The 14,743-nt window shown below is 37.2% G+C and carries 13 protein-coding genes; 9 read left to right on the top strand and 4 right to left on the bottom strand.

The annotated features are described in order from the left end of the window. Positions 1–95: 95 nt before the first annotated feature. The 8 genes from fis (at position 96) to RMB06_RS09810 (ending at position 8,040) form a co-directional block, all read left to right on the top strand. Positions 96–365, top strand: coding sequence for a DNA-binding transcriptional regulator Fis (gene fis, locus RMB06_RS09845; RefSeq protein ID WP_001086304.1), 270 nt, complete (start codon positions 96–98; stop codon positions 363–365). Between the two features lie 85 nt (positions 366–450). Then, complete coding sequence (gene purH / locus RMB06_RS09840) at positions 451–2,025, top strand: bifunctional phosphoribosylaminoimidazolecarboxamide formyltransferase/IMP cyclohydrolase (protein ID WP_311079285.1); 1,575 nt, start codon at positions 451–453, stop codon at positions 2,023–2,025. A gap of 126 nt (positions 2,026–2,151) precedes the next feature. Next, complete coding sequence (gene purD / locus RMB06_RS09835) at positions 2,152–3,438, top strand: phosphoribosylamine--glycine ligase (protein WP_311079283.1); 1,287 nt, start codon at positions 2,152–2,154, stop codon at positions 3,436–3,438. 487 nt (positions 3,439–3,925) lie between these two features. Further along, positions 3,926–4,798: a MetQ/NlpA family ABC transporter substrate-binding protein gene (locus RMB06_RS09830; protein ID WP_002119639.1), complete on the top strand. Its 873-nt coding sequence runs from the start codon at positions 3,926–3,928 to the stop codon at positions 4,796–4,798. 75 nt (positions 4,799–4,873) lie between these two features. Then, on the top strand, positions 4,874–5,899 hold the full coding sequence (locus tag RMB06_RS09825) for a methionine ABC transporter ATP-binding protein (protein ID WP_002119636.1): 1,026 nt from the start codon (positions 4,874–4,876) through the stop codon (positions 5,897–5,899). Further along, a complete protein-coding gene (locus tag RMB06_RS09820) occupies positions 5,896–6,591 on the top strand; it encodes a methionine ABC transporter permease (RefSeq protein WP_002119707.1) in 696 nt (231 codons plus the stop codon). The genes RMB06_RS09825 and RMB06_RS09820 overlap by 4 nt, the downstream gene beginning before the upstream one ends. 152 nt (positions 6,592–6,743) lie before the next feature. Then, positions 6,744–7,475 (top strand): hydroxyacylglutathione hydrolase, encoded by a 732-nt coding sequence (gene gloB / locus RMB06_RS09815; protein WP_311079279.1) that lies wholly within the window; start codon positions 6,744–6,746, stop codon positions 7,473–7,475. Between the two features lie 361 nt (positions 7,476–7,836). Beyond that, positions 7,837–8,040 (top strand): hypothetical protein, encoded by a 204-nt coding sequence (locus tag RMB06_RS09810; RefSeq protein ID WP_002119766.1) that lies wholly within the window; start codon positions 7,837–7,839, stop codon positions 8,038–8,040. Between the two features lie 166 nt (positions 8,041–8,206). Here RMB06_RS09810 and RMB06_RS09805 read toward each other — a convergent pair whose 3' ends face one another. After that, positions 8,207–9,505, bottom strand: coding sequence for a dicarboxylate/amino acid:cation symporter (locus RMB06_RS09805; protein ID WP_046811946.1), 1,299 nt, complete (start codon positions 9,503–9,505; stop codon positions 8,207–8,209). A gap of 457 nt (positions 9,506–9,962) precedes the next feature. Further along, complete coding sequence (locus tag RMB06_RS09800; RefSeq protein ID WP_311079276.1) at positions 9,963–10,523, bottom strand: TetR/AcrR family transcriptional regulator C-terminal ligand-binding domain-containing protein; 561 nt, start codon at positions 10,521–10,523, stop codon at positions 9,963–9,965. 137 nt (positions 10,524–10,660) lie between these two features. Here RMB06_RS09800 and RMB06_RS09795 point away from each other — a divergent pair, with 137 nt between their 5' ends. Then, on the top strand, positions 10,661–11,863 hold the full coding sequence (locus RMB06_RS09795) for an MFS transporter (RefSeq protein ID WP_311079274.1): 1,203 nt from the start codon (positions 10,661–10,663) through the stop codon (positions 11,861–11,863). A 39-nt stretch (positions 11,864–11,902) separates the two neighbouring features. Here the strand turns inward: RMB06_RS09795 and RMB06_RS09790 are convergent, their stop codons facing one another. Further along, complete coding sequence (locus RMB06_RS09790) at positions 11,903–13,054, bottom strand: sterol desaturase family protein (RefSeq protein WP_311079272.1); 1,152 nt, start codon at positions 13,052–13,054, stop codon at positions 11,903–11,905. Positions 13,055–13,278: 224 nt separating this feature from the next. Then, a complete protein-coding gene (locus RMB06_RS09785; protein ID WP_311079270.1) occupies positions 13,279–14,625 on the bottom strand; it encodes a sorbosone dehydrogenase family protein in 1,347 nt (448 codons plus the stop codon). Positions 14,626–14,743 lie beyond the last annotated feature (118 nt).

Here is a 14,743-nt window from a genome sequence, read left to right as displayed (position 1 = left end):
CACTGTTTTAGGATCTAAAACAGGACTCCGTATTTTTAGACCACATTTATATACTACTTTACCCAAGCTAGTATTTGATTTTCGGATTAACTCGCATGAATAGCAAATCTCCTATTTTTACTGCACAATCTGATGTTGCTCTTCGCATCCACGTGGATCGCGCAGTTCGCCATTATTTTGCACAATTGCAAGGTGAGCAACCATCTCAGGTATATGACATGGTGCTAGCAGAAATGGAGAAACCTCTTTTATCTGTAGTTCTTGAATATACACGTGGTAATCAAACGCGTGCTGCAGAAATTCTTGGACTCAACCGTGGCACTTTACGTAAAAAGTTAAAAGCTCACGGTTTAATGAGTGAATAAATGATAAAATGCTCACGACGTCGTGGGCATTTTTTTATGCTTATTGGTTTTAATCCGTAGACTTGAAATTGTTGAATTAAACATCATGACTATTAAACGTGCTTTGATTTCTGTATCTGATAAGACAGGAATTGTCGAATTTGCTCAAAACCTTGCAGCTCTAGGGGTAGAACTATTATCTACAGGCGGCACATATAAGTTGCTTAAAGATAATAATATCGCGGTTGTAGAAGTATCTGAACATACTGGCTTCCCTGAAATGATGGATGGTCGTGTTAAGACATTACATCCAAAAATTCATGGCGGTATTCTTGCTCGTCGCGGTTTAGACGAAGCAGTTATGGAAGAACACAACATCGATCCGATTGATCTTGTTGTTGTAAACCTTTATCCATTTGCTGCAACTGTTGCAAAACCTGACTGTACTCTTCCTGATGCAATCGAAAATATCGACATCGGTGGTCCTACAATGGTTCGTGCAGCTGCTAAAAACCATGCTTCAGTAGGTATTGTAGTTAATGCTTCTGATTACGACACTGTAATTAATGAATTAAAAACTGCTGGTTCACTTTCTTATGAAACACGTTTTGATTTAGCAGTTAAAGCATTTGAACATACAGCTCAATACGATGGCATGATCGCTTCTTACTTAGGCGCTCGCGTTGGTAAGATCGAAGGTGAAGCTGACTTATTCCCTCGTACATTCAATACTCAATTGAACAAAGCACAAGATTTACGTTACGGTGAAAACCCACATCAATCAGCTGCTTTCTATGTCGAAGCTAATGCAAAAGAAGCATCAGTCTCTACTGCAAAACAGTTACAAGGCAAAGAATTGTCTTATAACAACATTGCAGATACAGATGCTGCACTTGAATGTGTTAAATCATTCGCAAAACCTGCTTGTGTCATCGTGAAACATGCTAACCCTTGTGGTGTTGCGGTTTCTTTAGACGGCATTAAAGCTGCTTATGATTTAGCTTATGCAACTGATCCAGAATCTGCTTTTGGCGGTATTATTGCATTCAACCGTGAATTAGACATTGCAACTGCTCAAGCAATTGTAGAGCGTCAATTCGTTGAAGTGATTATTGCTCCAAGTATTGCTGATGGCGTACTTGAAGTAACTGGCGCTAAGAAAAATGTACGTGTTTTAGTATGTGGCGAGTTACCTGCTATTGATGCACGTGCACCGCAACTTGACTATAAACGCGTAAATGGTGGCTTACTTGTTCAAGATCAAGACTTGGGCATGATCACTAAAGATGATCTTAAAGTAGTTACTAAACGTGCGCCAACTGAACAAGAAATTGATGATCTTATCTTTGCTTGGAAAGTTGCAAAATATGTAAAATCAAACGCAATTGTTTATGCTAAAAACCGCCAAACTATTGGTGTAGGTGCAGGTCAAATGAGTCGCGTTAACTCAGCGCGTATTGCTGCCATTAAAGCTGAACATGCTGGTTTGGTTGTTGAAGGTGCTGTAATGGCTTCCGATGCATTCTTCCCGTTCCGTGACGGTATTGATAATGCTGCTAAAGCTGGCATCAAATGCATCATTCAACCAGGTGGTTCTATGCGTGATGAAGAAGTAATCGCTGCAGCAGACGAAGCTGGTATTGCAATGGTGTTCACTGGTATGCGCCATTTCCGCCACTAATTTAAATTTAGTCCTCCCTAATAACCCTCCTTTTATTCAGGAGGGTTTTCCACAATAATGGAGCTAAACTCCACCTTGAGGAATAGAGGGGGATGAAAAGGATTAAAGTTAAGGAACAAATTAAAAATGAATATTTTAGTTTTAGGTAGTGGTGGTCGTGAACATGCTTTGGCATGGAAAATCGCGCAAGATACCAAAGTTACTCAAGTTTTCGTTGCACCGGGAAATGCGGGAACTGCAACTGAAGACAAATGCGTTAATGTTCAGCTTGATATTTTAGACAACCCTGCAATTATCGCTTTTGCTAAAGAAAATAATGTTGAACTTATTATTGTTGGTCCAGAAGCACCTTTAGTGAATGGTGTGGTAGATGCTGCTCGCGAAGCAGGTCTAAAAATTTGGGGACCAACTCAATATGCTGCGCAGCTTGAAGGCTCAAAGGCATTTGCTAAACATTTTTTAAAGCGCCATAACATTCCAACTGCTTTTTACGAAGTATTTACGGAAGTTGATGCAGCTAAAGCTTATGTTGAAAAAAATGGTGCACCAATTGTAATTAAGGCAGACGGTCTTGCTGCTGGTAAAGGTGTAATCGTTGCAATGACCAACGAAGAAGCTTTTGCAGCAATTGATGACATGCTTGCAGGCAACAAATTCGGTGATGCTGGTTCACGTGTTGTAATTGAACAGTTCCTTGCAGGTGAAGAAGCTTCTTTCATTTGTATGATTGATGGTAAAAACATTTTACCAATGGCAACTTCACAAGATCACAAGCGTATTTTTGAAGGTGACCAAGGTCCTAATACTGGCGGTATGGGTGCTTACTCTCCTGCTCCGGTGGTAACTCCTGAAATTTTCGAACGTGTTATGACTGAAATCATGCGTCCGACTGTTGAAGGTATGGCTGCTGACGGACATGTCTACACTGGTTTCTTATATGCTGGCTTAATGATTGATGAACAAGGTCAACCGCGTGTGATCGAGTTCAACTGTCGTTTCGGTGATCCTGAAACTCAGCCAATCATGATGCGCTTAAAGTCATCTCTTGTTGAATTGGTAGAAGCTGGTATTGCTGGCAATTTACCAAAAGAAGCTGAATGGGATGAACGTAAGTCAATCGGTATCGTACTTGCAGCCGAAGGCTATCCTGATAGCGTACGCAAAGGCGATGTAATTTCAGGTATTGGACAATCACCTGAAGATACTAAAATTTTCCACGCAGGCACTGCAAGTCGTGAAGATGGTCACATCGTGACTTCTGGTGGTCGAGTTCTTTGTGTAACTGCGCTAGGCGACAGCGTACTTGAAGCACAAATTAATGCACTTGAAGTATGCGGACAAGTGACCTTTACAGGTATGCAATATCGTAGTGACATTGGCTATCGCGCAATTGCACGAGAAAAAGCTGAGTAAAAAACTCTCAACTGATAAAAAGCCCTCTATTACAGAGGGCTTTTTATATTTCATTCTTATTTATCAGAAAATTTTATATAAATCCCGGTTTTTATTCACTTCCAATCAATAAGATCGAAACATGTCCACTATATTGAATATGTTTTTATTGATATGATTAGATAAAGCGTTGGAACTTTCCACAAAGTTATTGTGCCTTTAAATATTGAGGCTCATCGTCTAATTCTGTTAGGGATAATAGTTATTTTTAACATTGAATACTTTTAAAAATCGCTTAAAGACTGTCAACTCATGATAGAACTGTTGTGAAAATAGTTTTATTTAGTACAGATCAAAAACGGTAAAACAAGTATCTAAGGAATTAGAAAAGAGCTAAAAGCTATAACTTTTAGCATTCAAAACTTTGTGACGTGACAACAAAACTCATTTTCTTTTCTAGAGAGCCAACTAACTAGTTGATATCTCTCTTAATCAGGACTTTTTTTACATGAAAAAGCTGATCAGTCTTTTTTTAAGCGTGTCTGTACTATTACTTGCAGCTTGCGGTAAACAACAAAGTGAACCACAAGCTGGAAAGAGTGGTGATTCATCACAACTTCAAACTGTGGTTATTGCCTCAACTGGTTCTGACGCTGATATCTGGCGTTATATTTCGACTTTACCAGAAACTAAAGCTGCTGGTGTTAAGCTTGAGGTGAAAAATTTCACTGATTATGTTGCAATGAATACAGCTGTAGCAAATAAAGAAGTTGACTTAAATGCATTCCAATCTTATGCATATTTGGTGGCTTTCAATGCATCAAATAAAGATAAAATTGCTCCAGTTGCTACAACTTATCTTGAGCCAATGGGGATCTACTCAAGTAAACATAAAAAAGTAGAAGAATTTCAACAAGGTGCAAGCATTGCAATTCCTAATGATGCTGCAAACGAAGCTCGTGCATTATTGTTATTACAAAGTGCCGGCTTAATCAAACTTAAAGCTGACTTCGACCCTGCTAAAGGCACACCAAGCGATATTATCGATAACAGTAAAAAAATTGATATCAAACCAATCCAAATGGCGACAGCTGTACGCGTAAAAGATGAAGTTGATGCAATTGTTTTAGGTAATACATTAGCTTTAGAAGGTGGTCTAAACGTACTTAAAGATTCTATCTACTATGAACCTGTTGACCAAAGCACTAAACTGAATGTAAACATCCTTGCAACAGCTGAATCTCGCAAAGATGACCCAATTCTTCAGAAAGTTGGTCAGCTATACCACACTGAAGCTGTTAAAAAATACGTTGAACAACACTTTGGTGGTACAAAAGTTGACGTGAATCAGCCAATCAGCTACCTCACGGAAGCTAAATAGTAATATAATAGCTGCAACGCGAAACAGGCAAAGACTCTTTGCCTGTTTTTTCTTTTTAGCATAGTTTTTGACGACATGATTCAATTTAAAAACATTTCAAAGCACTATCAGCTTAAAGGCCAAACCATACGAGCTCTGGACCAAATTAATTTGGAAATTCCTGAAGGGAGTATTTTTGGCATTATTGGCTATAGTGGTGCAGGTAAAAGTACTTTAATCCGCCTGATTAACTTACTTGAACGACCAAATGAAGGTCAGGTTATCATTAATCAAAAGGACTTCACTGCTTTGGATGCGCGTTCATTACGTCAGGAACGTGCAAATATTGGTATGATTTTTCAGCACTTCAATTTGCTACAAACCAAAACGGTTGCTGAAAATATCGAAATGCCAATGCGTCTGCTGAATTACAATAAAGCAGAACGTGAAAAGCGCTTAAATGAGTTATTGGAGTTCATTGATCTTAAGCATAAAAAAGATGCTTATCCTGATGAACTTTCTGGCGGCCAAAAGCAACGTGTCGGTATTGCTCGTGCTTTGGCAAATCATCCAAAAATTCTTTTGTGTGATGAAGCAACCTCTGCCCTAGACCCGCAAACAACCAAGTCTGTTCTAGAGTTACTCAAGAAAATCAATCAAGAGCAAAAAATCACAATCGTTATGGTGACCCATGAAATGGATGTCATTGAAACTGTTTGTGATCATGTAGCTGTGATGGAAGCTGGTAAAGTCATTGAACAAGGTTCAACGATTGATATCTTTAGTAATCCTCAACATCCGACGACTAAAAACTTTATTCAAACTGTGTTACATCAACAGTTGCCTGTGAATATTTTAAATCAACTCGAAAATCAGCATCACCATAGCATCTACTGTTTACAGTTTTTGGGCCGTTCTGCTCAAGAACCTGTAATTCAGTCACTGATTAAACAATTTGATATTAGTTTAAATATCTTATTCGCTAACATGACTGAAATTAACGGTACTGTCATTGGTCAAATGTTTGTACAGCTTCTAGGTGAGCCACAGTTGATTAAACAGGCTATCGAGTTTTTAGAGAAAAATGAAGTGAGTGTAGTTCAATCAGGAGATCAAGTATGAGAGATTTAATCGTACAGTGGTTAACTGAACTTACTCAACCTTTCTGGCACAGTTCTCTTTCAATTGACCAGTTTGTAACAGCTCTACAAGAAACATTTCACATGGTGTTTTTTGCGCTGTTATTTGGTGGTATTTGGGGTTTCATTCAAGGGGTTATCCTGCTTGTAACTCGACCAGAAGGTATTTTGCCAAATAGATTCGTCTATCATTTACTCAACCCAATTGTAAATGCGTTACGCTCTCTCCCATTCATTATTTTACTTATTGCAGTGATTCCACTTACCAAGTTATTGGTAGGCACTTCAATTGGTACATGGGCTGCGATTGTCCCTTTAACAATTTACGTTGGTCCATATATGGGACGTCTGATTGAAACTTCCCTACTCGAAGTAAATGAAGGAATTATTGAATCTGCTCAGGCGATGGGTGCTACACCTTGGCAAATTATTTACCGCTTTATTTTGCCAGAAGCACGCAGTTCACTCATTTTAAACCTCACAACAGCGACAATCAGTTTGATTGGTGCAACAGCAATGGCTGGTGCAGTGGGCGCAGGTGGTATTGGTGACTTAGCAATCTCTTATGGTTACCAACGTTTTGATACAAGCGTTGTAATTTTAACAGTAATTGTTCTATTGCTCTTAGTACAGATTGTACAAACGCTAGGTAACTGGCTCTCTAAGATCCGTTAAATTACTCATATAAAAAGCTCCCTAAATGGGGGCTTTTTTGTTTTATATACATCATTTTCATAAAAAGGTTGAGTGAGTGGCTTACTACCATTTTCTGTTATTATCAAAAACAGTGATTACTTACTCTTTGGATTTGGTTTTAGGATAAAACAATGCGTTATAGAATTCATTTTATTGATGTACAGAATGCCCTCCAAAACTATATCTGGATTTTAGAAGATACTAAAACCCAAGAGGCTGTTGCAGTTGATCCAACAGAAGCTGATCTTGTGACTCAATTTTGTCAAAATCATCAACTCACTTTAAAACAAATCTGGCTCACTCATTGGCATAAAGACCATATAGGTGGTGTAGCGGATCTGACAACAGCTCAGAATATTACTGTCTATGGTCCACGTGATGAGCTCTCAAAAATTCCGGGAATTACTCACCCCTTACAACATGACGATCATTTAAAATTTAATGATTTAAAAGTAGAGATTATCGCGACCCCAGGTCACACCTTAGGGCACATTGTGTATTTTATTGAAGAGTTAGAAGCTGTATTCTGCGGTGACACTTTGTTTGCAATGGGATGTGGACGATTATTTGAAGGTACGGCTGAACAAATGTATCACTCACTTAGTCGTTTAGCAGCGCTACCAACACAAACCAAAGTTTATTGTACGCATGAATACACGCTTTCAAATGCCGAATTTGCCTTAACGGTAGAGCCGCATAACCACGCCTTATCTGAACGAGCTGAAGAAGTTCGTGAGCTACGTAAACAAGGATCAATCACCCTTCCGAGTACGATTGAACTAGAATTAGCCACCAATCCTTTTCTTCGTGCAGAAAGTGCTGAAGACTTTGCTCATTTACGTGCACTTAAAGATAACTTTTAAAGTTAAAGCTTCTCCTTTTAAGAGATACAGTTTCATTTTAAGAACTGTATCTTTTTCCATAGCGCACGTTGATCGTAATTATTTTTTACATTTACTTTCTTCATATTTATTCATCTTTTTAAAAATTCCCTCAAATTTATATTTTCTTAAAAACACATCAACAAACAATCCACTCAATAAAAAGTTTTTATTTTTTAGTTACATAACACCACTATATTTTTATAAAAATGAAAACTGTTCTTTCTCTATCTTACTTTTTTTACAAGTTGCAAAATAAAACAAAGTTTTCCCCCTTTAAAAAATCTAATTAAAACCCTATTAATAAATAAGATGTAATGCCACGGATAGAAGGAGTTCTCACGTGAAAAAGGTTGTTAAAGCTAAAAATTTGATTGCGTTTCGTATTTGGTTAGAAAAGTTAGGGTATTCAGTTAAAAATCTTGCTGATGGAAAAGGTTTTACTTTTAGTTTTAAAAAAGAATATGGTTTAGTGACCTGTGATTTAGCAGGTAATTCATTAGCGATGCAATTAGGTGAAGAGTTTGAAGATCACTTAAAAGCATAATTTTTTACGACCCGATTTTAATTACAGTATTGTCTTTTTTAAAGATAAGTAATATTGCAGAACTTTAGAATGGTTTAATTAAAATATATTGTTAGATATTAAACAAAAAAATCTGTAGCGGGGCTACTCTCCCAAATTGCTCTTAGCTACAGATTTTTTTATAAGATTATTGTGCTTTAGGGTTCTTTAAAGCTTTATCTAAAAGATCTTTATCTAAAGCTTTATCCCATCGTGCTACAACAATTGTTGCGCAAGCATTACCAACTAAATTTGTTAATGCACGGCACTCCGACATAAAACGGTCAATACCAAGAATTAAAGCCATTCCTGCTACAGGAACCGCCGGTACAACCGATAGAGTGGCAGCCAGAGTAATAAAGCCTGCGCCAGTCACCCCTGCTGCACCTTTAGAACTTACCATTGCCACAAGAAGCAATGCAATTTGTTCACTAATTGATAAGTCAACATTACACGCTTGTGCAATGAATAGAGCCGCCATAGTCATGTAGATATTCGTACCATCAAGGTTAAATGAATAACCTGTTGGAATCACCAAACCTACCACCGATTTTTCACAACCTGCTTTTTGCATTTTATCCATTAAAGATGGTAAAGCTGCTTCAGAAGAACTTGTTCCTAAAACCAACCAAAGCTCATCTTTGATATAACGGATTAAATGAATAATTGAGAAACCATTGTAACGGGCTACTGCTCCTAGGATCACTATGACAAACAATACCGCTGTAATATAGAACGTCATAATTAATAGTAATAAATTACCAATTGACTCGATTCCATACGCACCGATGGTAAAAGCCATTGCACCAAAAGCACCGATTGGAGCCAGCTTCATTAACATACCAACAAGGTAAAAAACTGGAGCTGTTAAGTTATTTAAGAAGTCGGTAATTGGACGTGCACGGTCACCCAATGCAGCCAAAGAAATACCAAATAATACCGCCACAAACAGAACCTGCAAAATCTCGCCACCTGCCAGAGGGCTAACTAGAGTTTGCGGGATAATATTCATGAAGAAGTCAGTAATATTTGTTGCATGCGCCTTTTCAACGTAAGTATTTACTTTATCGTTGACTAAGGTAGCGGGGTCAATATTAAGACCTTTACCTGGTTGGATAATATTTGCCACAATCATACCAACCACAAGCGCCAAGCTTGAGAAGGTAAGGAAATAAAGCATCGCTTTACCAGTTACACGGCCGACTCGGCTCATGTTTGTCATACTGGCAATGCCTGTAACAACTGTTAAAAAGATGACGGGAGCAATAATCATTTTAACGATCTTGATGAATGCATCACCAAGCGGTTTTAAACTTTCGCCAAGTTCTGGGTAAAAATGACCAATTAAAATGCCCAAAATAATTGCAAAGATGACCTGTACATACAAAATTTGGTGAAACTTCTGTTTTTTCTGTACTGTTTCTTGGTCAAGGGTATTGAAATCCATTATCTAAATACCTTTTCGATGGGGATAAAAAAATAAAATATAAAGCGTGCACCACAAGCTGCTTTATCAAGGAAAAGCCATTGTAAAGAATAAAAAACGGCCTGTGTTATAAATTTAAAAAATGTCAAATTCAATAATCATGCAATAAATTATATAAAATGATTTTAATTTTCTAGTTTTAAAAAATAAAAAAACAACCAAAATTCGCTATAAAGCATTATTTAATCTTAATATTTTAAGTAAAAACATGCACAAAAATGGCTGTAGAAGTTTAATTGTCTTATACTAGCACAACATTTATTAAATAAATGATTTTATAAAAAACATGTAAATTATAAATTATGAAAATTTAGTTTAAAAATAATAAGAAAAATTGATATATAATTTTTTAACAAGATAAAGTGTCTCGTTCTTGTTAAAAAAATCTTACTAATAGGCTTTAATAAATTAATTCAAATTAGGGAGCGTTAAATAACCGTTCCAATAAAATGTGGACGTAATCTAAGCTTAAGGTACGTTCAGTGAATAAGATGCGAAATAGCATAGGGGCAATCACAGCTTCGATAATTTCTTCATTATTTATAGTAGGTTCATTACGCGATTTAGCTCTGGCTTGAATAATATCAAGTTGTTGAATAATTAAGGCTTCACATTTTCTCGCATTTGAAGCGTCGGCTGTATATAGCACATCACGTAATAATGTTTGACCAACTTCAGAAGAATACTCCTCAAAATATTGTTCAATCCATGCAGTGATATCCAGCTGAAATGAACCTAAATCTTTTGGTTCCATATCAGGTTTAAGTTCATTTAGGGCTACATCTGAAAATAGCTGATTGATATCGCCCCAACGGCGGTAAATAGTTGAAGGTGTTACTCCTGCCTCATGAGCAATCATAGGTATAGTAATTTGGCTTTGCTCTAAATTTTTTTGAAGCTCTTTTACTGCTTGATGTACCGCAGTTTGAATTCTTTCACTACGACCACCTGGACGTAATCCAGTAACAACTTTTGCCATTTATAAACTCTGTAAAGGGATCAAAAAATTTATAAATATTTATATCTATATACAAAATACACTAAAGCTAAAGATTTGCTTTAGTGTGAAAATAATGTATAAAAGCTAAATATTCGCTTTTATGTTATTCATCTTATATGAACAATTCAAGTTCAAAACGGTCTGGATCAGTTTTTCAGTTAGATAGTGCAAGTGCATTGACACTTAATACAATCACGCTCATGACTTTTATGGCGGCGTCTAGTGCACCGACTCCACTTTATCGTCTATACCAACAGCTTTGGCAATTTTCACCTGTCACTTTGACTTTAATTTTTGCAACTTATGCTTTTACTCTGCTGGGTTCATTACTGATTATTGGTTCTTTGTCTGACTATATTGGACGTCGTCCTGTCATTATTGCAGCCATTTTTCTGCAAATTATTTCGATGAGCTTTTTCTTATTTGCTTCAGATGTTTCGATGTTATTTATTGCACGGGGCTTACAAGGAATCGCAACAGGGCTTGCTGTCTCGGCTATAGGCGCAGCAATTTTAGATTTTAGTAAGCTTCAGGGTTCGCTTATTAATAGTATCGCACCAATGGTCGGCATGGCTGTTGGTATATTTCTAACTTGTTCTATTTTGCAATTCTCTGCCCAACCGTTACAGCTTGTTTTTGAATTTTTATGTCTTCTTCTTATTTGTGAACTCATTTTAAGTTTTTTTACTCCTGAAACAGCCCAAAAAAGATCGGGTGCACTTGCCTCTTTAAAACCCAATATGGCTATTCCTCCACAAACAAAAAGTGCTTTATTGAGTATTAGTCCAATTAATATTGCTCTTTGGATGGTCAGTGGTTTCTTCTTATCACTTATGCCCTCTTTACTGGCAAAAATTTTCCATACTTCATCTGCATGGCTAAACGGTATTATGTTTATGGCGCTAGCACTCTCAGGCGCAGTCGGTATATTAACACTTAGAAAGTCGACAAATTACCGTATTTTATTAACCGGTACTCTTTCAATTGCTATTGGTTCAATCATTTTATTTTTAGCAATTAATCTTACAAATGCAGTAGTTTTATTTCTCGGTTCTATTATTACGGGTGTGGGTTTTGGTACAGCTTTTATGGGCGCAATCCGCACAGTAATGCCTCTAGCTTTACCAGAAGAACGCGCAGGACTTATGGCTGCATTTTTTGTTGAAAGTTATTTAGCATTTAGTATTCCTGCAATTTTAGCTGGCTATTTTGTTGGGAAAATTGGGCTGATGAGTACAGCAAATAGTTATATTTGTTTTATTGTCTTACTGTCGCTTGTTGCCCTTCTTCTGATTTTTAAAAACTTTAAAAGTAAATAAGCCTATAAAAAATAGCCTCAATAGAGGCTATTTTTTATTTCATTGGTCACGCCAAGGTTTTAAAAACCGCTTTACATATTTTTTAAATGGCCACGTAAATTGTTTTATAAAACTATTTGGAATTTTATAACCCACCGTGCCATACACGCTTGCTAGATGATTTGGCATATATACACTTTTGAAGATGACATCATATAGAGGAATAAAGGCAGCGTAATTTTTATCAATCGCAGGTTTTTCTGAAGAGTGATGCCAATGGTGGAATTCTGGCGTAGCGATAATCCAGCGCAAATATGGAAAACGAAAACGTACATTGGAATGAATGAAAATAGCGTGAAACGAAATAAAAACTAAATAAGCAAAAACTGCTGAAGTATGAAAACCCAACAGGAAAATAGGTAATGTCGCAATAAAGCGAGTCATGAGCACTTCAATGACATGTAAACGAGAAGATGCTAACCAATCCATATATTCAGTCGAGTGATGAATCGCATGAAAGCGCCATAAGAAATTAACCTCATGCATGGCACGATGTAACCAATACACCGTAAAATCGACCACGATGAGCAACTCAATAAATTGCAGCCAAATCGGCTGAGCTTGTACATAAGGTACAATTGGATTATCAGGTAGATGTGTAATCCAATATTGAATTGGCATAACTGTTAAAAAACTGAATAATTGGATTCCAATATGGCTGACCATGAAATATTTCATATCGGTCACCCACCCTACTCTTAATATTTTTTGTTCAGGATTTTTAGCAAAAAAGCCTTCAAGCGGAATAAAAATGAACGCTAAAATGAATAAGGTCAGTACAAAATAATCGATACCTGCATAAAACGGTACACTTGGCAAAACTGGTGCTTCAATTACACCACAGCCCAAAACTGCTGCTACAAGTGAAAAACACAGCCCGTAAAATCCATATCGGTTTTGACGGATAATGGCACTAAATGCACCGAAACCAGCACTAATAATAATGCCTGTGATGAGGCCATAATAAAAAAGATTATAGTGTTTTGCGTAAATAGGACGGAGTTCTGGGGTGGTTAATACACTGGGAAATAAAAAACATAATGCACCAAATAAGCAAAGTAAGCTGAGTGACATGGAAATAAAGGCGCTAATTTTCCCTAAACCTGCGTTAAGTTCTAAATTCTCAAATTTTGCTCTTAATTGATCGGTCATAATTCATATACAGTTCTTATTGTGTATAACGCGAATGCTATCAAAATTTAATAATAAATTGTAAAAAGAACCTGATTTAATTCAGACTAAAATAGATAGATAAAGGAAACTAACTAATTCACCAAATCTCGGGCAAATTAGTCAGTTATTTTAAAATATTTATTTATCTCATACCGTTGAAATAAAATAAAAATAATGAAGTCATGAAATGAGATTTAGACCATTTATTTTTTATATGGAGTCTCATAAGTCGTTTCTGCAACTGGCGAAACGCGCCAGATCGTATTGCCGACATCATCTGCAACTAACACAGCACCTGAGAAATCAATTGTTACACCCACAGGGCGACCATATGCTTTGCCTTTATCGCTGAGGAATCCAGTCAAGATATCTTGCGGTGGACCAGAAGGTTGACCACTTCTAAATGGTACAAAAATAACTTTATAACCACTGTGAGGCTTACGGTTCCAAGAACCATGCTGACCGATCAATGCCCCACCTCTAAATTGTGGCATCAGTTCGGCTGCATAAAATGCGAGGCCTAAAGAAGCCGTATGGTTGCCTAGCGCATAGTCGGGTTTAATTGCACGAGCAACCATTTCAGGATTTTGCGGTTTTACTCGCACATCTACATGTTGACCATAGTAGCTATAAGGCCAACCATAAAAAGCACCGTCTTGAACCGATGTCATATAATCGGGTACTAGGTCACTCCCAATTTCATCACGTTCATTAACCACCGTCCAAAGTTTACCGCTTTGAGGTTGCCAAGCCATACCATTAGGATTACGCAGTCCTGTTGCAAATGGGCGTGACTGACCACTTGCAATATCAAACTCTGTAATTTGTGCGCGATCTTTTTCTTGATCTAAACCATTTTCAGCAACATTACTGTTAGAACCGACAGTAATGTAGAGCTTTGTACCTTCGCGATTAGCAATTACATTTTTGGTCCAGTGGTGGTTTAAAGCACCACCCGGTAAGTCCAATACTTTGGTTCCACTGGCTGTAATTTGAGTTTTCCCTTCTTGATAAGGAAAACGTACTAGTGCATCCGTATTGGCAATATATAAGTTATTACCTACCAATGCCATACCAAATGGAGAATTTAAGTTTTTAAGGAATACCGTTTTCTGGTCAGCGACTCCATCTCCATTGGTGTCACGAAGTAAACTAATACGGTTTGCGCTCGGATGAGATGAGCCTGCACGCCTCATCACAAAAGTCATGATTTTACCTTTAATACCTTTGCTGTCTTCCGGTTTAGGCGGAGCATCTGTTTCAGCAACCAATACATCGCCATTTGGTAATACATAAAGCCAACGCGGGTGCTCAAGTCCTTTGGCGAAGGCTTTGACCTTTAAACCTTCTGCTGGAGTTGGCATAGCGCCATTTGGCCAACCTTCTGCTGGGGCTATATTAACGGTCGGTAATAAGCTTGTTTTTGGTTCAGGAAGTTTTGGTTCTGGCCCATAACTATCAGTAATTGGATATTGAGAGGATGACGCACATCCTGCAAGTACACATACAACCGTAATGCCTAAAGTTGGCTTCAAAAAATCGTTAAGCATCTTTTATCTCCATTTTATTTATTCGCAATAAATACAGGTTAATGCTTTAGAAGAGAGACTTATAGTTGATTTATTTAACTGTACTGAGCATTACAGACCGTATTTTCAAAAATCTAAT

Source organism: Acinetobacter sp. V104_13, from assembly GCF_031798995.1.
Lineage (GTDB): Bacteria > Pseudomonadota > Gammaproteobacteria > Pseudomonadales > Moraxellaceae > Acinetobacter > Acinetobacter pittii.
The sequence above is the reverse complement of the archived record's forward strand: the minus strand, read 5'-3'. Positions and strand labels throughout refer to the sequence as shown.

Bases quoted from the DNA above. Each gene is read 5' to 3' on its own strand.
- RMB06_RS09785 (WP_311079270.1), bottom strand. From the start codon at position 14,625: ATGCTTAACGATTTTTTGAAGCCAACTTTAGGCATTACGGTTGTATGT.
- RMB06_RS09825 (WP_002119636.1), top strand. From the start codon at position 4,874: ATGATTCAATTTAAAAACATTTCAAAGCACTATCAGCTTAAAGGCCAA.
- purD (WP_311079283.1), top strand. From the start codon at position 2,152: ATGAATATTTTAGTTTTAGGTAGTGGTGGTCGTGAACATGCTTTGGCA.
- RMB06_RS09820 (WP_002119707.1), top strand. From the start codon at position 5,896: ATGAGAGATTTAATCGTACAGTGGTTAACTGAACTTACTCAACCTTTC.
- RMB06_RS09805 (WP_046811946.1), bottom strand. From the start codon at position 9,505: ATGGATTTCAATACCCTTGACCAAGAAACAGTACAGAAAAAACAGAAG.
- RMB06_RS09795 (WP_311079274.1), top strand. From the start codon at position 10,661: ATGAACAATTCAAGTTCAAAACGGTCTGGATCAGTTTTTCAGTTAGAT.
- RMB06_RS09790 (WP_311079272.1), bottom strand. From the start codon at position 13,054: ATGACCGATCAATTAAGAGCAAAATTTGAGAATTTAGAACTTAACGCA.
- RMB06_RS09830 (WP_002119639.1), top strand. From the start codon at position 3,926: ATGAAAAAGCTGATCAGTCTTTTTTTAAGCGTGTCTGTACTATTACTT.
- fis (WP_001086304.1), top strand. From the start codon at position 96: ATGAATAGCAAATCTCCTATTTTTACTGCACAATCTGATGTTGCTCTT.
- gloB (WP_311079279.1), top strand. From the start codon at position 6,744: ATGCGTTATAGAATTCATTTTATTGATGTACAGAATGCCCTCCAAAAC.
- RMB06_RS09800 (WP_311079276.1), bottom strand. From the start codon at position 10,523: ATGGCAAAAGTTGTTACTGGATTACGTCCAGGTGGTCGTAGTGAAAGA.
- purH (WP_311079285.1), top strand. From the start codon at position 451: ATGACTATTAAACGTGCTTTGATTTCTGTATCTGATAAGACAGGAATT.